Here is a 20290-nt window from a genome sequence, read left to right as displayed (position 1 = left end):
CTTTATTTGTCTCCACGTGGTCAGGAGTTCGAGTATGCCCGATGCGAACATCCACGAGTTGTCGGCACCGGATCACGCGATCGACCACGACGAGTTCGATCCGTTGGGGACGCTGACGTTGATCGTGTTGTACTTTCTCGCGCTCGTGTTGATGTGGCTGTTTACGTACTTTATCGAGTTTCTCGGCAACGATCCGACGCCGCTGGTGGTCATATGAGAATCCACACCTACGAGAAGCTGTGGCTCGTCGCGGCGCTGGTGTTGATCGTCGGCTTCATCGCGACGATCACGTACGGCTCGGTGGGCCTCGGCATCTCGATGATCGACGACAGCGAGGAGACGCTCAGCCCCGACGAGATCAACGACGACGAGCGCTTCGGCGAACCGCGCGTCGAGCAGGTCGGCGAAAACGAGTACGAAGCCTACGTCGTCGCACAGACGTTCATCTTCCAGCCCGATCCGATCGAGGTGCCCGCAAACAGCAGGGTAACCTTCTACGTGACCAGCCGGGACGTGATCCACGGCTTCGCCGTCGTCGGGACGAATACCAACACGATGGTGATTCCCGGCGAGGTGTCGACGCTGACCGTCGAGTTCGACGAACCCGACGAGTACGGGATCGTCTGCAACGAGTACTGTGGCGACTTCCACCATACGATGGAAGGCCAACTCACCGTCGTTCCCGAAGCCGAGTTCGACATGACCGAACTCGAGGCCGAGGCCGACGACGAAGTCGAACTCGGCGACGAAACGACGGTCACCGCCACCGTCGAAAACGGCGCGCTCAACGACCTCGAGACGACGGCCACGTTCGAAATCGGTGACCAGACGGTCGAAGAGGACGTTACCGTCGCCGGGCAGGATACCGAAGAGCTGGCCTTTACCGTCGACTCGACGGAGCTCGGTGAAGGAGACCACGACTGGACGGTCACAGTCGACGACCACGAGGAGAGCGGCACGCTGACCGTGGTCGAAGACCTCGAGGGCGAAGACGAGACCGGTGCCGACACCGACGGCGCGAACGGAACTGACGAGGACGCCGAGGCGGGTGATACCGATGCGTAACACGTTCGTCGACGCGTATCCGGACCAGGCACGCTTCATTCGGCGGGTGTTTGCCACCTCGTTTACCGCCTTCGCCGTCGGCGCGTTTTTCGGCTTGATTCAGGCACTCCACCGGACGGACATTCTCAGGGTCGTCGAGTCGCCGACCTACTACACCGTGTTGACGGGCCACGGCGTCTTTCTGGTCCTCTCGTTTACGATCTTCTTCCTCGTAGGCGTCTATCAGTGGGCAGTCACCGACAGCCTCGAGCGCCGTCCGGTCGATATGCGATTTACCTGGGGCTGGTACGGCCTGATGGTGCTCGGGACGTTGCTCGCGGCGTTTGCGATCCTGGCCGGCTTCGTCGAGTCGATCGATGTGAGTGCGAACACGCTCTTTACGTTCTATGCCCCGCTACAGGGCCACCCGATCTTTTACGTCGGATTGGTGTTGTTCGTCGTCGGGACCTGGCTTGCAGGCGCCGACTGGTTCCGGTCGTGGTTGGCCTGGAAAGGCGAGCACCCGGGCGAGCGGATTCCGCTGCCGACGTTCATGGTGTTGACGACGATGATCATGTGGTACATCTCGTCGATCGGCGTCGCCGTGGCGATTCTCGCGTTTATTCTGCCGTGGTCGCTCGGTATCGTCGATTCGATCAATCCGACGCTGACGCGGACGCTGTTCTGGTACTTTGGCCACCCGGTCGTCTACTTCTGGCTGTTGCCGGCGTATCTGCTGTGGTACATTCTGTTGCCGAAACTCTCGGGCGGCCGACTGTTCAGTGATCCGCTCGCTCGAGTCGTGTTCATCCTGTTTATTTTGCTGTCGACGCCGGTGGGGATCCACCACCAGTATCTTGATCCGGGGATCGCAGAAGGGTTCAAATTTATCGTGATGACGAACACGATGTTTCTCCTGCTGCCGAGTTTCCTGACCGCCTTTACCGTCGTCGCCAGTATGGAACACGGCGCTCGACAGCGCGGCGGGACGGGCTACGTCGGCTGGCTGCGAGCCCTGCCGTGGCGGGAGCCGGCGTTTACCGGGATGGCACTGGCGGGGCTCGTCTTCGCGTTCGGCGGCTTTACCGGCATCGTCAACGCCGGGATGAACATCAACTACCTCGTCCATAACTCGCTGTGGGTCCCCGGCCATATTCACACGCAGGTCGGCACCGCCAGTGCACTGACGTTCATGGCCGGCTCCTACTGGCTCGTCCCGCAACTGACCGGAAACCGCCTCGTCGGGCGCTCGATCGGTCTGGTCCAGGTCTTGCTGTGGTTCATCGGGATCGTATTCATGACGAACTCGATGTATCGCGGTGGCTTGGTCGGGATACCCCGACGAACCGCCGAGCCGCAGTACGAAGGGTTTCAGTACGAAGTCGCCGCCGGATCGGTCGGCGAACTCAACGCCCAACTCGCCATCGGCGGCATACTCCTGTTCATCTCGGCGATGCTGTTCCTCGCGCTGATGCTCTTGACCCTGTTCAACCGGGACAGCGAACCGGTCGACAATCGGACGATCCCGGCACCGCTGTCCGGTCCGGAAGACTCACCCGCCGTCCTCGACAATCTGAAGCTCTGGGCCGCCATCGCCGCTGTTCTGGTCCTGCTGGCGTACACGATTCCACTCGCCAGTATCGTCACCCGAGGCGGCCTGTTCGGCCCGGATATCGGTCCCTTCCCCGTCACGATAGAAGGAAGTGGAAGCATCGAACTCGTCCGAATGGGTCTCGAGTTCGCCCTCGAGACCGTCTCTCGGTGATCTTCGATGCGTCTCACGCTTCCTCGACTGCTCCTGGTGATCGCGTTTCTGATCGTCATCCTCGTCGAGTTTCGGACCGTGCTCGGCTTTTTCGATATCGCGGTCCCGTTTACCACCGCAGTCATCGTCGGCGTCGTCGTGATCGGGGCGCTCGTTCTCTGGTCGCTGCTCTCGAGTGGGGAGGGCTCGAACGAGTGATCCGACTCGAGCGCCACAATCCGTCGCGCTTTTGCCCGACCAGCCCCGAGAAGCGGATACGCGAATGGCCCGCTATCACATCGAAACCTACGGCTGTACGTCGAATCGCGGGGAGAGCCGTGAGATCGAGCGACGGCTCCGCGATGCGGGCCACCACCAGGTCGACGGACCGGCCGAGGCAGACGTCGCGATCCTGAACACCTGTACCGTCGTCGAGAAGACCGAGCGGAACATGCTCCGTCGAGCCGAGGAGTTGGCCGATGAGACGGCTGATCTCTTTATTACGGGCTGTATGGCCCTCGCACAGGGCGAGGAGTTCGCTCAGGCCGGTATCGATGGCCAGGTTCTCCACTGGAACGAGGTCCCCGAGGCCGTCACCAACGGCGAGTGCCCGACGACGACCCCCGACGCCGAGCCGATCCTCGACGGCGTCGTCGGCATTCTGCCCATCGCACGGGGCTGTATGTCCAACTGTTCGTACTGTATCACCAAACACGCGACGGGCAAGATCGACTCTCCGCCGATCGAAGAAAACGTTGAAAAAGCCCGCGCGCTGATCCACGCCGGCGCGAAGGAGATCCGCATTACGGGCCAGGACACCGGCGTCTACGGCTGGGATACGGGCGAGCGCAAACTCCATCGACTCCTCTCTGAGATCTGTGAGATCGACGGCGACTTTCGGGTGCGCGTGGGGATGGCCAACCCGAAAGGCGTCCACGGCATCCGCGAGGAACTCGCCGACGTCTTCGCCGAACACGACGAACTGTACGACTTCCTACACGCGCCGGTCCAGTCCGGCAGCGACGACGTCCTCGGCGACATGCGCCGCCAGCATCAGGTCGAGGAGTATCTCGAGGTCGTCGAGACGTTCGACGACGCCCTCGACTACTGGACGCTCTCGACGGACTTCATCGTTGGCTTCCCAACCGAAACGGACCACGACCACGCACAGTCGATGGCCCTGCTCCGGGAGACGCGCCCGGAGAAGATCAACGTCACCCGCTTCTCCAAGCGGCCGGGGACCGACGCTGCCGACATGAAGGGGCTCGGTGGGACGATCAAGAAGGAGCGCTCGAAGGAGATGAGCGCCGTCAAGCGCGACATCGTCGCCGACGCCTACGCTGATATGGTCGGGGAGACACGCCAGGACGTCCTCGTCGTCGAGGAGGGGACCGCCGACTCCGTCAAGTGTCGTGATTCGGCCTACCGACAGGTTATCGTCCAGAACGCCGACGAACACGACATCGAGCCCGGCGATTTCGTCGACCTCGAGATCACGGCCCACGAGACGATGTACGCCTTTGGAAAGCCGGTCTAACTGCTCAGCGAACTCGTTTTCCGTCGCGGACGTCGGTCGTCGCCGACTCGCCCAGCCTGGTACTGGTAGCCGTCACTCGAAGACGACGGCGCTGTCTGCGTCCGGCACAGTCGCCCCGTCTTGGTCGGCAAACGCCTCGTGGACGAGGTCGTATGTTTCCTCGAGCGCTTCGACGATTACCGTGGTGTCACTGATCACGGGCATGAAATTGGTGTCGCCCTGCCAGCGCGGAACGACGTGCGTGTGCAGGTGGTCGTCGATGGAGCCACCGGCCCCGTCACCGAGGTTCAAGCCGGCGTTGAACCCGTCCGGTTCGAGGGCTGCCTCGAGTGCGTCGAACGTTCGCTGTTTCAAGCGGGCATGATCGAGCAGTTGGTCGTCGGTGAGCTCGCCGTAATTGCCGGTGTGGGCGTGCGGGATCACCATCGTGTGACCCGGGTTGTACGGATAGTTGTTCAGCATGACGAACGCGTGTTCGCTGCGGGCGACCAGAAGATTCTCCCTGTCAGTATCCTGGTCGGGCAGTTCACAGAAGACACAGTCCTCGATATCGGGGTTTTTGTTCTCCCGTTTGATCCACTCGATTCGCCAGGGTGCAAACACCTGCTCCATATCGAACCCCACTCGAGGGGACGTATAGTACCCATTGAAACACGTTCAACGACGGCCAACACACCGACTAGCCGGTACAAGCGCTGCTTGTACACAGCCAGCAACCTGCAATCAGTTGCTGATCCGGTTCGGCTCGCCCGCCCGATAGCCGGGGCCAGATCGGTCGAGGCGAGCACCACGACGACGATTCTATACGAAATCAGCGGGAATGGCTAAGAAGTTTTTTTAAACTATCTACGGCGTTCTCTGGCGTTTGTTTTGTGAGTATAATTATGTCTTTCGATCCGCTCGTGTCAGCGTTCGAAATGAAATAGGGATTTAAGACAACACTACCGAAACGTTGCAATAATGGCAACAACAGACAACTCCGTCAACGGGATGACCGAGCACTGTGAGGACTGTGAGTTGGACACGCTTCACGAGGTATCGGTCCAGATTCGAACTGAAAGTCGCAAAGAAGAGAACGCGCAGTTTTCACGTGAGCCCTACCGTGTGGCTGAATGTCAGCGATGTGGCAACCGCACGAGCCAGCGCATGAACAACGCCTAGATCTTCGAGTCGGTCGCAATCGCAGCAAACGCCCTCGTTGCCCGGTCTCCCGATGTGACTCGAGTCACAGCCGTCGACGCTCGAGGTCGCCGACGCTGCCGCCGTCTACCGTGTTGTTACTTCACAGCCATCTTCGGTGATGATGATTGTGTGCTCTTTCTGGCTGACGAGACAGCCGTCGTCCTCTTTGAGCACTGGATAGCCGTGGACGATGTTGTTGCGCTTGAGTCGACGCAGTGCCATCTCCGCACGATCGGTTTCGAGCCACCGTGTCGCAAACGGCAGCGTGCGGAACTCGTCGGTGATCTGGGCGAGTGCGTCGCGAGCCTGCCGATTTCGAACGGAGCCCTCTCGCTCGAGTGAAAAGATTTCCTCGCTTGCTCCTTCGGTGACCTTGCCGCCGCCATCGGTTGCGAACGGCTCGATCGCAACGACGTCACCGACCTCGAGCGTCGTCCCCTGCGAGACGGCCCGGTTCGGGATGTTCGGGCTGGTGTGTTGTTCCCAGTGGCCCAGGCCGTGTCCGGTGAGGTTGACGACGGGGTTGAAGCCGTAGCCGTCGATGACGTCCTCGATCTCGGCACCGATCTCGCCCGTTTCGATACCCGGTTCGATGATATCGATCGCTGCCTCGAGGGCCTGTTCGGACGCTTCGGCGAGCTCTGGGTTCCCCGAGAGGTCGACGGTGATCGCGGTATCGGCGAGCCAGCCGTCGATGTGGACGCCGATATCGAGGTTGATCATCTCCTCGCCGAACGTCGAGTCGTCGTCGATCGATGGCGTCGCGTGGGCTGCCTCCTCGTCGATCGAGATATTGACCGGGAAGGCGGGTTTCGCGCCGAGTTCGCGGATACGATCCTCGGCGTACTCGGCGATCTCGAGGTGGCTCGCACCGACCTCGACGCGCTCGGCGGTCTCTTCGCGTACCTGTGCAAGGATCTCGCCAGCTTCGCGGTGTTTTTCGTACTTCTCGGACGTCAGGTCCACCTCTGATTCGGTCATGCACCGGGGTTGTACCGGTCGACAAAAAGAGGTTCCGCCTCCAGTTGCTCTCGCTCGAGGCTGATGACCGAACATGCAGGGAAATGTCACATAACGTCAGTCGATTGGCTGAAACAGTCACCGGCGTTTTATTACTGGCACGGGTCGTGGTGTACTGGCGTGAGAGACGCCACACCCTCGGGATCGACGACAACGGGACTGTACCCGGCGGGTGGTGCCGTCGATCTCGGGGACCGTTCTCGCTGCGGGGATGAAAATCCTCACACTTACCACGGTCGCCTGTGTACCGATGCCGACGATGACGCCAGTTGCCCTGCTTGTCGGCTTCTGTCTGGCGATGGCAGCGATCGCTGTCGGGAAACTGGTCGTCACCGGCCGTCGAGAGTACGTCGATATCGGCACGGCACTCGTCGTCGCCGGAATCACCCTGTTGGCCACGTTCTGGGTTACACTCGAGGAGTCGCTGCTTTCGCCGACCGAGCGGGTGCTACTGGTAGCCGTCGGTAGCTGTCTCGTCGCTGTCGGTGGCGTGGTGATCGTCCGGTACTGGGACCAGTCAGCTACGCGTCGGGTCGTACGCGAGTAAGTTGTCCCGTCGGGTTGCCGGTACCGTCGGCGACGATTCACTATAATCCTACACGATTGTTAAGTAACATTCCTGTGTGTGAATAGAAAATACAGATTCTGATAGAAAAACCGATATTATCTGACGATCGGGTAATTCTTCTGAACGGCGATTTCGATCGCCTCGACCAGCAAAAACCCGACTATACATCGCGTAGCACGTATAATTCGGTTGGGTATCGCCCCAACTTTTGCCGCCCCTCGATGGAAAAGGTAGACCTTTTACCCCCGTCGAAGAACCCTCTAGACGAGATGAGCTACGACAAGATCGAAGTCCCGGAAGACGGGGAGAAGATCACGCTGAAAGAAGGTACCGAGACCGAACTCGAGGTACCTGACAACCCGATTATTCCGATTATCTACGGCGACGGTGTGGGAAGCGACGTCGGCCCCGCCGCACAGAAGGTCCTCGAGGCCGCCGCAGCGGCGACCGGCCGCGACATCAACTGGATGCGTCTCTACGCTGGCGAGTCCGCACGGGAGATGTACGACGAGAACCTCCCCGCCGAGACCGTCGAGGCGATCAAGGAACACCGCGTCGCGATCAAGGGCCCACTGACGACGCCGGTCGGTGCCGGGTTCCGTTCGCTTAACGTCGCGCTGCGAAAGAAACTCGACCTCTACGCGAACGTTCGCCCGACCTATCACCTGGACGGTGTCCCATCGCCGGTCAAGGAGCCGGGGCAGATGGACATGGTCACGTTCCGTGAGAACACCGAAGACGTCTACGCCGGCATCGAGTGGGAAGCCGGTACCGACGAAGTCGAGGACGTCAAAGAGTTCGTCGAAGACGAGATGGGCGCAACGGGCGTCATCCACGACGGTCCCGTCGGTATCGGCATCAAGCCGATCACGGAGTTCGGAACGAAGCGACTCGTCCGCCGTGCCATCGACTACGCGCTCGAGCACGATCGTGACTCCGTGACCCTCGTCCACAAGGGGAACATCATGAAGTTCACCGAAGGCCAGTTCCGCGACTGGGGCTACGAGGTCGCCGAAGAGGAGTACGGCGACGAAGTCATCACCGAGGACACCCTCTGGGAGGAGAAAGACGGCGAGGCCGACGAGGACACGCTCGTCGTCAACGACCGCATCGCGGACAACATGCTCCAGCAGATTCTCACCCGAACCGACGAGTACGACGTAGTCGCGACGATGAACCTGAACGGAGACTACATGTCCGACGCCTGTGGGGCCCAGATCGGTGGGCTCGGCATCGCACCCGGCTCCAACTTCGGCGACGGCCTCCTGCTGGCCGAACCCGTCCACGGCTCCGCACCAAAGTACGAGGGCCAGGACAAGGTCAACCCAACCGCCATGATCCTCTCGGGCCGCATGATGCTCGAGTACCTCGGCTGGTCCGACGCCGCCGACCTCGTCCGTGACGCCGTCGAGGAGACCATCTCCTCCGGCAAAGTCACCTACGACCTCGAACGACAGCTTGAGGACGCCGAGAAACTCGCCACCAGCGAGTTCGCCGAGGAAGTCGTCTCGAATATCGAAAAGCTCGCATAAACGAGCTTCTCGAGCGGTCGGTTCTCTTTCCTTCATTTTTCTGGACCAGCGAACTGGGACAGCACTTGCTCTCCCATCGAGAACGAACCGGCGAGCCTCGAGTGCAACCAGTAGCTTTTCGACGCGCTGTCCACGCGTCTCACGTATGGAGACTCCCGATCCGGAAACGCTGTGTGAGCGCGAGGAGATCGAGTGTGAAACCGAGACGCGGGCCGTCACACGCGGTGAACTCGAGGCGGCACGCGATATCGAGACCCATGTGACGGTCGGCGTCGTCAACGACGGCGGCGACGTGTTGGTGAGCAATAACGGGAGCCGCGGCTGGACCCTGCCGGCTGCGCCCGTCGGCCGCAACGAGAACTGGGCAACGGCCGCCCGTCGGATCGCCGAGGCGGCGACCGGCGTCGGCGTCGATCTCGATACGCCGGTTCGCGTCCGCCGCGTCGATTTCCAACACGACGATACCCAACAGCACACGACGTACAATGTCGTCGTTCGGACCGCTCCGGTCTCCGGACGGCCGGTTGGGGATGAACCGATCAGTGCCGCAGCGAACGAAAATCCCAGTGGCGGAAACGACGAACCGACCGCTCCAGGACCGGCACTCGAGGAACGGCTCTGGGTCGACCGCGTCCCTGACGGGCAGGCGGACGGGATCGAAGCCGACGTTCGAGCGGTGCTCGAGTGAGCGGCGATGGTTTCGCACAGCACAGTCAGGCTGTCGAGTTGCCGTGAGACTGTCCGGGTCGTAACGCTCTCGGTGCGCTCGCACGTAGCCACCCCCAATGGCTGAGGTACACGTCGTCGACTCCGAGGCGGAACGATCGGACGTTTTTGCGGTCCGACAGACCGTGTTCGTCGAGGAACAGGGCGTTGACGAAGCCCTCGAGTACGACGAACACGAGGACGAAGCGACTCATTTCGTCGCCTACGACGGCGACGAGCCGATCGGGGCCGCCCGACTGCGAGAACCCAAAGCGGGGCTCGGCAAGGTCGAACGGGTCGCAGTGCTCGAGTCACGCCGCGAAGAGGGAATCGGACGCGAGTTGATGCTCACCGTCGAAGCCCGCGCGCTCGAACAGGGCCTCACGTCGCTCAAACTCCACTCACAGACTCGCGCCGCCGAGTTCTACCGCGGGTTGGGGTACGAACAGTACGGCGAGGAGTTCATCGAAGCCGACATTCCGCACGTGAAGATGCGCAAATCGCTCGAGTGAGTCGACTGTGATCGGGAACTCGCGTTACTCGAGTCGCTGCTCCCACTCCTGGGCGGCCATCGACTCACCGGTGACACCGTCAGATCCCTGCGCGGCCAGCAGGACGGCCGCGTCGTTCATCACATCCGGCTGGAGGATCTCCTCGCGTTCGGACGCCGGGAGATGGGCCCAGATGTCGGTGTTGACCCGGCCACCCGGATCGAGTCCGTTGACGGTGACGCCGTACGGTTCGCTCTCGAGGGCCGTCGCCCGGGTGAGCCCCTCGAGGCCCCACTTCGAACTCACGTAGGCGGCTGCGCCGGGGATCGCACGCCGGCCGAGACCGGAGGAGATGTTGATGATGGTCCCGTGGCCCTGCTCGTACAGGTGGGGGACGGCTGCGCGGGTGAACAGGAAGACGCCTTTGAGGTTGACCTCGAGGACTCGATCCCACTCGTCTTCGGTGATATCACTGAGTTCGTCGTGATCGTCTTTGTGGAGCAGGCTCACGCCCGCGTTGTTGAGGAGCGTATCGAGTCGGCCGAACCGCTCGAGGGTGCGGTCGATCACGTGCTCGACGTCGTCGCTGTCGCGGACGTCCGCCGGCACGACGAGTGATTCGCCCGGCAACTCGGCAGCGACGGCGTCAAGCTGTTCTTTATCGCGTGCGGTGAGCACGACCCGCGCGCCTTCCTCGGCGAAGCGTTCGGCCATCGATCGCCCGAGCCCGCGGCTCGCGCCCGTGACAACGATTACGTCGTCCTCCAGTGATGTCATCGTGTGGTGGTTAGTGCCACGGCCCTTGAATCTTCGTTCGACGAAATGATTGGCACAGGAACCAAACGGCCGTCAGTCGGCAACGAACCGATCCCGTCCGTACTTGCCGGCGAGTCCGAGAATCGCAAGCGCCATCGCGCCCGCGAAGGCGACGACGAACGCCGAGGTCGGTTCACTGACCGTCTCGAGTTCCTCGAGGACGAACTCGCCCGCGAGGACGGTCGCGATGAGAAACAGCACGATGCCGCCGAGATTCGCAAGGTGGGAGTTCGTCTCGGGGACGACATCGGGATCGTTCAGCAAATAGAGGATTACCGCGAGCGCGAAGGGGGTCCCGACGAGGCCGAAGGTGAGCACGAGAACGAGCAGTTGAAAGAACGCGCCCTCGAGAAAGGCGCCGCCGGCCGAGGCGAGCGCGACGACGACGAGCGCGGCCCGATACCGTGAGTCGTCGACGGACTGTTCCCAGCCGAGTTTGTCGGCGACGAGATACGGCGGGACGATCGTGTTCCCGCCGAGCGTCGAGACGGCGGCTCCCCAGAGGCCGGCGAGGAACAGCCAGGTGGCGTACTCACCGGCGACGGGGCCGAGGGCTTCGGCCGCCTGAATCTCGTTGATCGTCGCGGGATCGACGCCCGCTGCGGGAAGCACACTCGCCGCGACGAGGAAGACGGCGAGGCTGTAGATGCCGAAGGCGACGAGCATCGAACTCACAACGTCGAACGTCGCGATATCTCGATCGCTGTCGGTCCAGCCACGAGCGCGCATCGTGTAGCTTTGCATCGTCAAGAGCGTGATGTGAACCGCGCCGCCGAGGATGCCGGCGACGACGACTGCTCCGCCGACGCCGGCCGGTATCTGGGGGGCAAGCCCCGTCACTGCCGCAGCCGGATCGATGGGAACGACGAACGCGGCGACGAGGAACGCGAGCACGACCAGCGAGACGAGCACCTTTGCGCCGAGTTCGGCGACGCGGTAGCCGCCACCGGCGAGCCCCAACGCGAGAATCACCGCCCAGGTGATCCCCCAGAGCCGCGGATCGGCCAGCGCAGCGATACCGGCGTCGGCGACGATCGTCGCGCTGACGTCGGCCACCGTCTTCATGATCACAAGCTGGGCGAGCCCGGCAGCCAGGACGACGTCGGCGACGAGCACCCAGGCCCAAAACGAACCGAGGTGCGTTTCGACGACGTCGACGATCCCAGCCTCGGTGAGCAGCCCCAGCCGCATCGCGAGATACTGGCCGACGGTCCCGAAGATTGCCGAGAGGACGACGACCCACAGCAACGCGTAGCCAAAGCTCGCACCGGCGACGAGCAAGCTGACCATCGTCGCCGGTCCCGCCGCGATCGCGCCGGCGAGCCACGTCGGTCCGAGCCGCTCGAGATACGTACTGATTCGGCCGATTCCTACCGGTTGTGATTTGGTTGCCATCGAGTACCCTTGCTAACTGGCACATATAACTTCATGGTATTCACTAGTGGTGGGTCCGGGACGCGGTCAAAAATACCCGCCGTTACTCGGATTCCCAGTTCGGATTCTCTCGTGGCGGGCTGAAGATGTCGACACCGCGGACCGGTTCGTCACCGCGGTTCTCCGCCGCGTGGGGCTGGTCGCCCGGGATCGCGTATGAATCACCCGGCCCGCAGACGACCTCTTCACCATCCGAGCGGAAGACGAGTTCGCCCTCGTAGATGTACCCCGTCTGCTCGTGGGGGTGGCTGTGTTCGTCGACGGCCGCGCCGGGTTCGATCTCGAAGTGCTGGACGTTCATCGCGTCGCCGCCGGCCAACAGCGCCAGGTGGACGCCGTCGGCGGCTTCGGACGGTTCACAGTCGGACAGGGACACGCGTTCCATACGACTCAGGAGTACGTGCTGGCGCATAATACCGGGTGTCGACGACGCGGTCAGCTGTTTCAGTTTCGCCACGCGTGCCGAAGGTTGAACTACCAGCCACGATCATTTCGAGGCATGTACGCTGTCGTCGGCTGTAGCGAGTGTTCGAACCTCTGGATCATCGAGGGTCGCTCGGAGACGACCCAGTGTCCCCGCTGTGGCTCGCGGCGGGCCTACGAGAAACGCAAGAAGTTCGTCGAGACCGAGGATGCAGGCCACGCTCGAGACGTCCGGGCCTCGATGCTTGCGAACCGACAGGGCGAAGGCGAGGCGTTCGCCAAACTGGACTCCTACGACGCCCTCGAGGACGAGGTGGCCGACGGCGTCGTCGACGACGAGGAGTACCTCGAGAAATCCGGCCTCGATGTCGATGCGGTCGACGCCGCCGGCGAGCGCGATCCGCGCGGATCGAGCCCCAGCGGCAGCAACAAAGAAATCGTCGAAGCGGCACTCGAGGTCCTCGACCGACCGACGGAAGACGAGGTCATCGCGTACGCCGATGAACGGGGGGTGTCGGCGGGGTACGTCGAAGACGCCCTCGAGAAACTCACGAGACGCGGTGTGGTAAGCGAGAGCCGCGGCCGCTATCGACTGCTCTAGAGCGGCATTTCCGCGGTGGGCTGCTGTTCGAGCGGGGACCAGCTAATTTAGGGGAGCCTAAAATACTTAACCCTCCTAGTTTTAGGGTTACCTAAATGATGGGGGAAACGCTTGGCGATATCCGCCACGACATCGAGTCGCTTGCAAGCGACGCAGGAACGTACTACCTGATCTGTGGACGAACGGGCGAGCGTCCCGTTCCCGCCGCGGGACTGTACTTCGAGAGCCGTTCGACCGCGCGAGCAGCCACCCATGCGACGGAGCAGTACCGTGCTGTGCTCCGTCAGTACGATCCGCAGGTTCCCTATTACGACATGATCATCTGTGAAACGTCGACCGAACACGTCGCACCGACGACAACAGGACGATGACCGGGCCACGGAGAAAGCGAGCGCGGCTCTGGGCAGCGGTCTACGTCCGCCTGTTCGACACACCGGCCACTGATGAGACAGACGAGAACCACGAGGAACTCGGTGGTCAGGAGTGAGTGACACGTCAAACGCGACGTCTACTCGAGGTCACGTCGCGAAACGGCTGCCCGTCGGCGAGTGGTAACGGTATGTCGAGAGTGAACCACTATCTGCTCACGGTCTACGAACTGGCAGAGACTGCGGGCGAGCCGGTGTCGACCGGTCGAATTGCGGACTCGATCGGTCGCTCACCCGCCGCGACGACGGAGATGGTCCAACGTCTCGAGGCGCGGGGACTCGTCGACCACGAACCATATGCGGGGGTTCGGTTGACGACAGCAGGCCGCGACCGGGCCAGCGAACTGTCCGACAGCTACGAGACAATCTGTCGGTTTTTCGACGAAGTGCTCGAGATCGACGACCATCGCCGGGAAGCCGCAGCCGTGGTCGGCACCGTGAGTCCGGCCGTCGTGACACGGCTCGAAACGACCCTTCTAGCGCCGAGCAGTTCGTCGAGAGCCGACGAGTCGACGCAGTAGTTTCCTGTCGTGACACGCGTCCGTTTCGTCATGATTCGCTCACGTCGGTCCACACCGAGTGAGACCGGACGGTTTTTGCTTTAGGGTAGCCTAAACCGTTCCGTAGTAACAACTGAAACGATTTACACCGCATCGCGCAACTGTCGTGCGATGCGGTGTGCATTGACTTTCAGTGGCTACGATAGCGGCTGGTGATCGCTAGTTGCACTTCGAGCTCGATGTCAGACCGGACTCGAGCACCGGTCCCGAACGACCAGTCTGTAAACGCAGCCCCAAGAACTCGGTTCGGCCAGTCGGGAACACCGACGGGATGGACTTATCGTGGGCCCCGTTTGCAGACCAGACTACCAGCACAGACGAACCACAGACGAACCATGACACCTGAAACAGACGACGACCGAACGACGATCCGCACGGGGCGCAAGTTCGAACAGGAGTATCGCCTCGACGCGGCCGAAGCGGGAACGTTTCTGATCAACCTGGGCGAACAGCTTCGCGACGACGACGAACTCACGATTTCCACCGACGAGTGGGAGCTTCCCTTCGCCTTCGGCGAACCCGTGGAACTCGAGATCGACTTCGACGGGGTCGGCGAGCCGGAACTCGAGATCGAACTCGAGCTTCCGGGGCGGACGGACGAAAAAGCGCCAGACGTCGAATGAGCGACGCGCCGGAAGCGACTTAGTTCGTTGCGGACTCGAGGACGAGCGTGTCGTCTTCGAGGTAGTGTTCGATGTGGTGGGCGTGTTCTTCGATCGTCTCGAGTTGCTCGCGCAGCATCTCGCCCGTGGCGTAGTCGCCGAGGCTGTCTGCGAGTTCGATGTGGTTGCGGTAGCTCTCGATAACGTCGCCCATCATCTCGAGGTCGTGTGCAAGCGACGTTCGAACGTCGTAGACGTCCTCGTCTTCGGGCTCGACCGTTGCGTTCTCGGCGAGCGTCGTCATGCTGGCGTGGGGAACGCCGCCGAGCGCCTGAAGTCGCTCCGCGAGGTCGTCTGCGGCGTCCTCGACGTCCTCGTAGACCTCCTGGAGGAATACGTGAATCTCGAGGAACTCCGCGCCCTCGACGTTCCAGTGGTGTTTGTGGAGTTGGTGGTAGAGGACGTAGGCGTCCGCAAGGTCCGTGTTCAGCGCATCGATGATCTGTTCGGCCTTTTCTTGCTCGAGGCGCAGTGCGTTCTCTTCGACGGTCCCGGCGGATTGACGAACGGTCTTTTGGGTACTCATTACGACTCTCACTTCGAGCGGCACGTCCTTATATCTTTTCAATAAACAAACAATTTTTCGTACCGCCTAAAACCGATCTTCGATGAATGGTTGTACACGGATACGCGTGAGTTCGTGAGGTAATATTCATTCAGCTGATAGGACTTCGATCAGTAACGAACAGCAAGGCTTTCCACCGCGGGCGGCAACGAGGGATCGATGGACGAGACGGTGGATGTACAGGGGACAGCGATCGGTGTCGGAACGCTCGTTGCGCTCGCGTTTTTCGCGTACGGCAGGTACATCAACGAGACGATCATCGGAATCGACGCGGCGACGCTAGCGACGGGCGCGTTCGCCGCGACGTTCGCTGCCGTTGCAGTGATTCACGCCGCGTACGGTCGTCGCGACCTCGCGCTCGCACACGGTGTCGCGGCGGCCGGGTTGGCGCTCGTCACGGTGGCCGCAAACGGACCGCAAGTACTGGGTGGGCTGGCGCTGCTCGTCGCCAGCGGTTCCTATATTGCACTCGTAACGGTTCGGGCTCGAAACGACGAGCACGAGGTCGCCGGGTAGCGACACCGGCATTAGCGACCGAGGTCTTCGTGTGCGCTCGCCAGATGTCGGGACGCGAGCGCCGCGAGCAAGGAGAGTTCGCCCGCAAGCGCGCCGACGGCGATAATCTCGGCCAGTGCGTCGGCGTTCGATCCCGCCGGCTCACCGCCGCCGCGAAGGCCGAGGACCTCGAGCGCCTCGGCCTGGGTCGGCAGTTTCGTCCCGCCGCCGACGGTGCCGACCTCGAGGGAGGCAAGCGAGACGCTGGCATACAGGTCGGTGGTGCCGTCCTCGCGTTCGCGTGCGTCCATGGTCGTAATCGTATTCGCGGCTTCGACGACCTGGGCTTCGTCCTGGCCGGTCGCGAGGAAGGCGGCGGCGACGACGTTGGCCGCGTGGGCATTGAAGCCGAGACTGCCGGCTTTGGCGCTGCCAGTGAGATTCTTGCGCGTGTTCGCCTCGGCGATGGCGTCGGCGGTCGTATGGAGCCGTTGCTCGACGAGCTCGCCCGGGATCAGGACGTCGGCCGTAACGGAGCGCCCGCGGCCCTCGACGGCGTTGATGGCGGCGGGTTTCTTGTCCGAACAGAGATTGCCCGAGAGCGCGACGAGCGAGGCGGGCGTCTCCGACTCGACGATTTCGCAGGCCTCGCCGGTTGCGATGGTGGCCATGTTCATCCCCATCGCGTCTTTCGTGTCGTAGGCGAATCGGAGGTAGACGGAGTCGCCGACGACGTACGGTTCGATGTCGATCAATTCGCCGTGGCTCGTCGTCGATTCGGCTGCCTCCTGCAGCGTCTCGAAATTGTCGTTAACCCACTCGACCGTTGTTGCGGCGTCCGCGACGCCGGCGACACGAAACACCGGAGCGCGGGTCATCCCGTTTTTGGTCACTCGAGCGTCAGCGCCGCCAGCAGAGCCGATGACGCTGAGCCCGCGGTTGACAGACGCGAGTAGCGCGCCCTCGGTCGTCGCCAGCGGGAGATAGTACTCGCCGTTGGCTGCGCCGCCATCGACGTCGACCGGGCCGACGACGCCCATTGGAATCTGGGCCGCCCCGATCATGTTCTCGATGTTCGGCTCCGCCTGCTCGGCTGGGAACGTGTACTCGCCGATCGTCTCGAGATCAGTGTCGGTCTCGCGTTCGATCAGCAGCCGACGGGCCGTCGCTGCCGTGTCTGCGTCGGCGTGATCCTCGAGTTCGTGAAGCCGAACGTCGCCCTCGCGCACCTGCGCGACGAGGTTCTCGGGGTCTGTCATGGGTTGGCCAAGACAGCGGCTGATCCTAAGGATTGCTGATTCCATCGCGTCAACACGGATGTCGAGTCACGGTGCCCTCGTCGGGGCCTCCTCGCTCGAGTCGCGATAGCCGACGAGAAGCTCATAACAGACGAGTCCGAAGACCGCACCGGTGCCGATGGCCGCGATCAGCAGGGATCGAAGATCGTCGACACTGCCGGCGAACACGATCGCGAAGACGGCCGTGGCGATCGCGGCGAACTGCACGCGAGTTTGGGGCGGGACGTCGTCGTCGGTCACGGCGAGATACAGCTGTGGGGCGGCGATGGCCACGCCGGCAAACAGGAGAAACGACAGCAGCGGGTAGTCACGAAGCTCGAGGCCGAGCTGAACGTCGACGATGATCGACCCGCTGAGGACGAGCACGAACAATAGGAAGCCCCCGAAGACGATGCGGCCGTTTCGATCGATCATACGGGCAGGTCCACGGGACGTATGGTCAACCTTGCGCTCGGATGCAGTTTGAGCAGCGACGGCGTCGTCCCCGCCAGTCGCTCGGTACTACCCCCACGATCGGACCAAACCATTTTGTCGGTCGCCCATCGCCTCTCAGCTATGACTGACGCTGCCGACCGCCTGCTCGTGAACGCGGAGATCCACTCGCTTTCGGACCCCGATACCGTCTTCGAGGCAGCCGCGATCCGCGACGGCGAACTCGTCCGCCTCGGCGACAGCTACGAACTCGAGTTCCTCGCAGGCGTCGAGACCGACGTGATCGACTGTGACGGCCGGGTGGTCCTGCCAGGGTTTATCGACGCCCACACACACATGGAACAGCTCGGCCAGCATCTGGTCCACGCCGATCTGTCGGCGGCCGACAGCGCCGACGACTGTCTCGCGTTGCTCTCGACGCAGGCCGAGGCCGACCCGGACCGCAAGTGGGTTCTCGGCTTCGGCTACGACGATAGTGCGTGGGACGGAACAGACGGCGAGCCGCTCACTCGAGCCGACCTCGACGCGGTCAGCGAGGAGCGCCCCGTGGTCGCGATGCGCGTCGACCTCCACACAGCCTCGCTGAACTCGGTCGCGCTCGAGCAGTTCGCGGACGTACTTCCGGAAGACGACCTCCACACGGCCGACGGCGAACCGACGGGTGTGGCCGTCGAGGACGCCGCCGAAGCCGTCAGGCGAGAGCTGACCGCGGACCGCGAGGAACTACGGGACGTGCTCGAAGCGGCGACACAGCACGCGGTCGAACGCGGCGTCACCGGCGTCCACGACAAGGTTCGTGGCTCGAGCGCGCCGCAAGTGTATCGAGAACTGGCAGCGGAGGGCGAGTTGCCGCTTCGCGTTCGGATCGACTACTGGAGCGACCACCTCGAGCACCTCGTCGACGTCGGGCTGACGACGAACGCGGGCACCGACCGCGTGCGGACGGGCGCGATCAAGTCCTTTTCAGACGGGAGCATCGGCAGCCGGACGGCGAAGCTGCAGGAGCCGTACGCGGACGGCGATGAGGACATGGACGCGCCCGACTCGGATTCCGGACGCGGCCAGTGGGTCGTCGACCCCGACGATCTCCGATCGGTCGTCGACCACGCCGACGGCGAGGGCTACCAACTCTGCGTTCACGCCATCGGCGACGACGCCATCGCAGAGACGCTGTCGGCGCTCGAGGCCACTGACGAACCCGACACTCGACGCCACCGGATCGAACACGTCGAACTCGCGACCGACGACCATATAGAGCGCATGGCCGAAGCCGGGATCGTCGCGTCGATGCAGCCGAACTTCCATCGCTGGGCCGACGAGGGCGGCCTCTACGACCAGCGACTCGGTGACGAGCGACGGCGTCGGACGAATCGCTTCCGACGGGTGCTCGAGGCCGGCGTGCCCCTCGCCTTTGGCTCGGACTGTATGCCACTCGATCCGCTGCTCGGCGTCCACCATGCGGTCACCGCGCCGACCGAGGCCCAGCGACTGTCGGTCACCGAGGCGCTGCGGGGGTACACCCGCGGCGCGGCCTACGCCGGCTTCGACGAGGACCGACTCGGGACGCTCGCGGTCGGCAACCGGGCTGATATGGTGGTGCTCGAGGCGTCGCCGTGGGAGCGAGCGGATCGGATCGACGAGGTCGACGTGGCGATGACGCTAGTCGACGGCGAGGTCGTCTTCGATGGTCGTGCGGAGTGATACGGTCTGCTGTACCGATGTACTGCCGATCACCAGCGGCGGGGTCGGTGATCGGCGGTCAGTGACGACAGCGGTCCGTATGAGACAGCGGGACACTCGTCCCGTTCGAGAGGATGTTCGAAAACCAACACTATTATGTGTTCCAGTCGGAATCTGCAACCGATGATCGGACCGCTGGTCATACTCGCTGGACTCGGTGCGTTCGGGGCTGGCTGCTGGAAGCTCCGGCCGGCCTATCACATCTACCGTGGCGACACCGACGACGTCGTGACGGTCGAACGCGCTACGGGACCCGTCGAACTCGAGGGCACCGCGAGCGTCACCGGCGAGACGCTTTCGGCACCGCTGACAAACCGGGAGTGTCTCGCCTACGAGTACGAGGTCGAGGAGTACCAGTCAAGCGGCAAGCACTCGTCGTGGAACACGGTCGAGACAGGGTCCGGCGCGGTTCGGTTCCGACTCGAGGACGAGACGGCGAGCGTCCAGGTCGATCCCGGCGGGGCCACGCTGGCGCTGACGACGGCGACCACGGTCGAGGTCGACGGCGGCGAGCCCGAACCGGAGCCCATCAAAGAGTTCCTCGAGACCGAGTCGGATCTCGAGTCAGAGAACACCGCGCTCGATCTCCGCGTCGTCGAGATCGCAACCGGCAACGACCGACGATACCACGAACGTCGACTTGAGGCGGGCGATGACGTCTACGTCCTCGGCCAGTCGCGGTACGATATCGACGCTCGAGAGACGATGCGAGACGTGAGTGCAGTGATCGAAGACGGGCCGGAGACGCCGGCGTTCGTCGTTTCCGACTCCTCGCAGGACGGTGCCGCGTGGCTCCTCGTCAAACCCGTCCTCCCGTGGCTGGCTGGGGGGCTCGTCGTCACCCTCCTTGGCGGCTGGCTGGCCACACCGGCGGCGCTCTTTTAGCGGTTCGGCCGCACTACCGACCGCAGTAACCTCTCCTCGTTGCACATCCCATCGCACGATAGCTGTACAGGGGGTGTGTCCATCGGGTCAGTTGTCACACGAAGCCTATCGTCGAACCAGACCAATAG

At 62.8% G+C, this 20290-nt stretch carries 24 protein-coding genes and 1 pseudogene; 17 read left to right on the top strand and 8 right to left on the bottom strand.

The annotated features are described in order from the left end of the window. The first annotated feature begins 34 nt into the window (after positions 1-34). From BW940_RS13980 to BW940_RS13960, 5 genes are all read left to right on the top strand, one after another. Positions 35-217 (top strand): cytochrome oxidase, encoded by a 183-nt coding sequence (locus BW940_RS13980; protein WP_076609835.1) that lies wholly within the window; start codon positions 35-37, stop codon positions 215-217. Then, positions 214-1065, top strand: coding sequence for a cytochrome c oxidase subunit II (locus tag BW940_RS13975; protein WP_076609834.1), 852 nt, complete (start codon positions 214-216; stop codon positions 1063-1065). The genes BW940_RS13980 and BW940_RS13975 overlap by 4 nt, the downstream gene beginning before the upstream one ends. Then, positions 1058-2809, top strand: coding sequence for a b(o/a)3-type cytochrome-c oxidase subunit 1 (locus BW940_RS13970; RefSeq protein WP_076609833.1), 1752 nt, complete (start codon positions 1058-1060; stop codon positions 2807-2809). Before BW940_RS13975 ends, BW940_RS13970 begins: the two co-directional genes overlap by 8 nt. 6 nt (positions 2810-2815) lie before the next feature. After that, positions 2816-3007, top strand: a complete 192-nt coding sequence (locus BW940_RS13965) for a CbaC protein (protein WP_076609832.1) — start codon at positions 2816-2818, stop codon at positions 3005-3007. A 64-nt stretch (positions 3008-3071) separates the two neighbouring features. Next, a complete protein-coding gene (locus tag BW940_RS13960) occupies positions 3072-4325 on the top strand; it encodes a tRNA (N(6)-L-threonylcarbamoyladenosine(37)-C(2))-methylthiotransferase (RefSeq protein ID WP_076609831.1) in 1254 nt (417 codons plus the stop codon). A 72-nt stretch (positions 4326-4397) separates the two neighbouring features. Here BW940_RS13960 and BW940_RS13955 read toward each other — a convergent pair whose 3' ends face one another. Continuing rightward, on the bottom strand, positions 4398-4937 hold the full coding sequence (locus BW940_RS13955; protein ID WP_076609830.1) for an HIT family protein: 540 nt from the start codon (positions 4935-4937) through the stop codon (positions 4398-4400). 348 nt (positions 4938-5285) lie between these two features. On the opposite strand from BW940_RS13955, the gene BW940_RS13950 reads away from it, so the two are divergent. Then, a complete protein-coding gene (locus tag BW940_RS13950) occupies positions 5286-5486 on the top strand; it encodes a DUF7835 family putative zinc beta-ribbon protein (protein WP_076609829.1) in 201 nt (66 codons plus the stop codon). 105 nt (positions 5487-5591) lie between these two features. On the opposite strand, the gene map is transcribed toward BW940_RS13950, so the two are convergent. Next, positions 5592-6488 (bottom strand): type II methionyl aminopeptidase, encoded by an 897-nt coding sequence (gene map, locus BW940_RS13945; RefSeq protein ID WP_076609828.1) that lies wholly within the window; start codon positions 6486-6488, stop codon positions 5592-5594. 214 nt (positions 6489-6702) lie between these two features. On the opposite strand from map, the gene BW940_RS13940 reads away from it, so the two are divergent. The 4 genes from BW940_RS13940 (at position 6703) to BW940_RS13925 (ending at position 9844) form a co-directional block, all read left to right on the top strand. Continuing rightward, positions 6703-7074, top strand: a complete 372-nt coding sequence (locus tag BW940_RS13940) for a hypothetical protein (RefSeq protein WP_235847808.1) — start codon at positions 6703-6705, stop codon at positions 7072-7074. A gap of 290 nt (positions 7075-7364) precedes the next feature. After that, on the top strand, positions 7365-8627 hold the full coding sequence (gene icd / locus BW940_RS13935; RefSeq protein WP_076609827.1) for an isocitrate dehydrogenase (NADP(+)): 1263 nt from the start codon (positions 7365-7367) through the stop codon (positions 8625-8627). A 145-nt stretch (positions 8628-8772) separates the two neighbouring features. Next, positions 8773-9315, top strand: coding sequence for a hypothetical protein (locus BW940_RS13930; protein WP_076609826.1), 543 nt, complete (start codon positions 8773-8775; stop codon positions 9313-9315). A gap of 97 nt (positions 9316-9412) precedes the next feature. Further along, positions 9413-9844 (top strand): GNAT family N-acetyltransferase, encoded by a 432-nt coding sequence (locus BW940_RS13925; RefSeq protein ID WP_076609825.1) that lies wholly within the window; start codon positions 9413-9415, stop codon positions 9842-9844. A 24-nt stretch (positions 9845-9868) separates the two neighbouring features. Here the strand turns inward: BW940_RS13925 and BW940_RS13920 are convergent, their stop codons facing one another. The 3 genes from BW940_RS13920 to BW940_RS13910 all read right to left on the bottom strand — a co-directional run bounded on the left by BW940_RS13920 (position 9869) and on the right by BW940_RS13910 (position 12458). Beyond that, a complete protein-coding gene (locus tag BW940_RS13920; protein ID WP_076609824.1) occupies positions 9869-10600 on the bottom strand; it encodes an SDR family NAD(P)-dependent oxidoreductase in 732 nt (243 codons plus the stop codon). A 72-nt stretch (positions 10601-10672) separates the two neighbouring features. After that, positions 10673-12034, bottom strand: coding sequence for an NRAMP family divalent metal transporter (locus tag BW940_RS13915; RefSeq protein ID WP_076609823.1), 1362 nt, complete (start codon positions 12032-12034; stop codon positions 10673-10675). A gap of 82 nt (positions 12035-12116) precedes the next feature. Then, the gene (locus BW940_RS13910) at positions 12117-12458 is read right to left on the bottom strand and encodes a cupin domain-containing protein (RefSeq protein ID WP_076609897.1); all 342 of its coding nucleotides are present in this window, start codon (positions 12456-12458) and stop codon (positions 12117-12119) included. Between the two features lie 114 nt (positions 12459-12572). Here BW940_RS13910 and BW940_RS13905 point away from each other — a divergent pair, with 114 nt between their 5' ends. From BW940_RS13905 to BW940_RS13890, 4 genes and pseudogenes are all read left to right on the top strand, one after another. Further along, positions 12573-13097: a DUF5817 domain-containing protein gene (locus BW940_RS13905; protein WP_076609822.1), complete on the top strand. Its 525-nt coding sequence runs from the start codon at positions 12573-12575 to the stop codon at positions 13095-13097. 95 nt (positions 13098-13192) lie between these two features. Beyond that, positions 13193-13447, top strand: a pseudogene (locus BW940_RS13900) (DUF7552 domain-containing protein); the annotation flags it as partial. A 209-nt stretch (positions 13448-13656) separates the two neighbouring features. After that, positions 13657-14046, top strand: a complete 390-nt coding sequence (locus BW940_RS13895; RefSeq protein WP_076609821.1) for a metal-dependent transcriptional regulator — start codon at positions 13657-13659, stop codon at positions 14044-14046. Between the two features lie 374 nt (positions 14047-14420). Next, a complete protein-coding gene (locus tag BW940_RS13890; RefSeq protein ID WP_076609820.1) occupies positions 14421-14708 on the top strand; it encodes an amphi-Trp domain-containing protein in 288 nt (95 codons plus the stop codon). A 19-nt stretch (positions 14709-14727) separates the two neighbouring features. On the opposite strand, the gene dpsA is transcribed toward BW940_RS13890, so the two are convergent. Beyond that, on the bottom strand, positions 14728-15273 hold the full coding sequence (gene dpsA / locus BW940_RS13885) for a DNA starvation/stationary phase protection protein DpsA (protein WP_076609819.1): 546 nt from the start codon (positions 15271-15273) through the stop codon (positions 14728-14730). A 198-nt stretch (positions 15274-15471) separates the two neighbouring features. On the opposite strand from dpsA, the gene BW940_RS13880 reads away from it, so the two are divergent. After that, positions 15472-15828 (top strand): hypothetical protein, encoded by a 357-nt coding sequence (locus BW940_RS13880; protein WP_076609818.1) that lies wholly within the window; start codon positions 15472-15474, stop codon positions 15826-15828. A gap of 11 nt (positions 15829-15839) precedes the next feature. Here the strand turns inward: BW940_RS13880 and hmgA are convergent, their stop codons facing one another. Both hmgA and BW940_RS13870 read right to left on the bottom strand, forming a co-directional pair. Further along, positions 15840-17066 (bottom strand): hydroxymethylglutaryl-CoA reductase (NADPH), encoded by a 1227-nt coding sequence (hmgA, locus tag BW940_RS13875; protein WP_076609817.1) that lies wholly within the window; start codon positions 17064-17066, stop codon positions 15840-15842. A gap of 66 nt (positions 17067-17132) precedes the next feature. Further along, complete coding sequence (locus BW940_RS13870) at positions 17133-17519, bottom strand: hypothetical protein (RefSeq protein ID WP_076609816.1); 387 nt, start codon at positions 17517-17519, stop codon at positions 17133-17135. A gap of 141 nt (positions 17520-17660) precedes the next feature. Here BW940_RS13870 and BW940_RS13865 point away from each other — a divergent pair, with 141 nt between their 5' ends. Together BW940_RS13865 and BW940_RS13860 are read left to right on the top strand one after the other, a co-directional pair. After that, positions 17661-19238 carry an amidohydrolase gene (locus tag BW940_RS13865; protein WP_076609815.1) on the top strand — a complete coding sequence of 526 codons (1578 nt, stop codon included), beginning with the start codon at positions 17661-17663 and terminating at the stop codon, positions 19236-19238. A 162-nt stretch (positions 19239-19400) separates the two neighbouring features. Next, positions 19401-20162 (top strand): GIDE domain-containing protein, encoded by a 762-nt coding sequence (locus BW940_RS13860; RefSeq protein WP_076609814.1) that lies wholly within the window; start codon positions 19401-19403, stop codon positions 20160-20162. Positions 20163-20290: the final 128 nt, after the last annotated feature.

The organism is Natronorubrum thiooxidans (assembly GCF_900156475.1).
Classification (GTDB): Archaea; Halobacteriota; Halobacteria; order Halobacteriales; family Natrialbaceae; genus Natronorubrum; species Natronorubrum thiooxidans.
The sequence above is the reverse complement of the archived record's forward strand: the minus strand, read 5'-3'. Positions and strand labels throughout refer to the sequence as shown.

What these genes read in the sequence shown, in the direction of transcription:
- BW940_RS13970 (WP_076609833.1), top strand. Translation starts at nt 1,058, where the DNA reads ATGCGTAACACGTTCGTCGACGCGTATCCGGACCAGGCACGCTTCATT.
- BW940_RS13980 (WP_076609835.1), top strand. Translation starts at nt 35, where the DNA reads ATGCCCGATGCGAACATCCACGAGTTGTCGGCACCGGATCACGCGATC.
- icd (WP_076609827.1), top strand. Translation starts at nt 7,365, where the DNA reads ATGAGCTACGACAAGATCGAAGTCCCGGAAGACGGGGAGAAGATCACG.
- BW940_RS13965 (WP_076609832.1), top strand. Translation starts at nt 2,816, where the DNA reads ATGCGTCTCACGCTTCCTCGACTGCTCCTGGTGATCGCGTTTCTGATC.
- BW940_RS13880 (WP_076609818.1), top strand. Translation starts at nt 15,472, where the DNA reads ATGGACGAGACGGTGGATGTACAGGGGACAGCGATCGGTGTCGGAACG.
- BW940_RS13930 (WP_076609826.1), top strand. Translation starts at nt 8,773, where the DNA reads ATGGAGACTCCCGATCCGGAAACGCTGTGTGAGCGCGAGGAGATCGAG.
- BW940_RS13920 (WP_076609824.1), bottom strand. Translation starts at nt 10,600, where the DNA reads ATGACATCACTGGAGGACGACGTAATCGTTGTCACGGGCGCGAGCCGC.
- hmgA (WP_076609817.1), bottom strand. Translation starts at nt 17,066, where the DNA reads ATGACAGACCCCGAGAACCTCGTCGCGCAGGTGCGCGAGGGCGACGTT.
- BW940_RS13950 (WP_076609829.1), top strand. Translation starts at nt 5,286, where the DNA reads ATGGCAACAACAGACAACTCCGTCAACGGGATGACCGAGCACTGTGAG.
- BW940_RS13975 (WP_076609834.1), top strand. Translation starts at nt 214, where the DNA reads ATGAGAATCCACACCTACGAGAAGCTGTGGCTCGTCGCGGCGCTGGTG.
- BW940_RS13960 (WP_076609831.1), top strand. Translation starts at nt 3,072, where the DNA reads ATGGCCCGCTATCACATCGAAACCTACGGCTGTACGTCGAATCGCGGG.
- dpsA (WP_076609819.1), bottom strand. Translation starts at nt 15,273, where the DNA reads ATGAGTACCCAAAAGACCGTTCGTCAATCCGCCGGGACCGTCGAAGAG.
- BW940_RS13915 (WP_076609823.1), bottom strand. Translation starts at nt 12,034, where the DNA reads ATGGCAACCAAATCACAACCGGTAGGAATCGGCCGAATCAGTACGTAT.
- BW940_RS13905 (WP_076609822.1), top strand. Translation starts at nt 12,573, where the DNA reads ATGTACGCTGTCGTCGGCTGTAGCGAGTGTTCGAACCTCTGGATCATC.
- map (WP_076609828.1), bottom strand. Translation starts at nt 6,488, where the DNA reads ATGACCGAATCAGAGGTGGACCTGACGTCCGAGAAGTACGAAAAACAC.
- BW940_RS13870 (WP_076609816.1), bottom strand. Translation starts at nt 17,519, where the DNA reads ATGATCGATCGAAACGGCCGCATCGTCTTCGGGGGCTTCCTATTGTTC.
- BW940_RS13910 (WP_076609897.1), bottom strand. Translation starts at nt 12,458, where the DNA reads ATGGAACGCGTGTCCCTGTCCGACTGTGAACCGTCCGAAGCCGCCGAC.
- BW940_RS13860 (WP_076609814.1), top strand. Translation starts at nt 19,401, where the DNA reads ATGATCGGACCGCTGGTCATACTCGCTGGACTCGGTGCGTTCGGGGCT.
- BW940_RS13890 (WP_076609820.1), top strand. Translation starts at nt 14,421, where the DNA reads ATGACACCTGAAACAGACGACGACCGAACGACGATCCGCACGGGGCGC.
- BW940_RS13955 (WP_076609830.1), bottom strand. Translation starts at nt 4,937, where the DNA reads ATGGAGCAGGTGTTTGCACCCTGGCGAATCGAGTGGATCAAACGGGAG.
- BW940_RS13895 (WP_076609821.1), top strand. Translation starts at nt 13,657, where the DNA reads ATGTCGAGAGTGAACCACTATCTGCTCACGGTCTACGAACTGGCAGAG.
- BW940_RS13865 (WP_076609815.1), top strand. Translation starts at nt 17,661, where the DNA reads ATGACTGACGCTGCCGACCGCCTGCTCGTGAACGCGGAGATCCACTCG.
- BW940_RS13925 (WP_076609825.1), top strand. Translation starts at nt 9,413, where the DNA reads ATGGCTGAGGTACACGTCGTCGACTCCGAGGCGGAACGATCGGACGTT.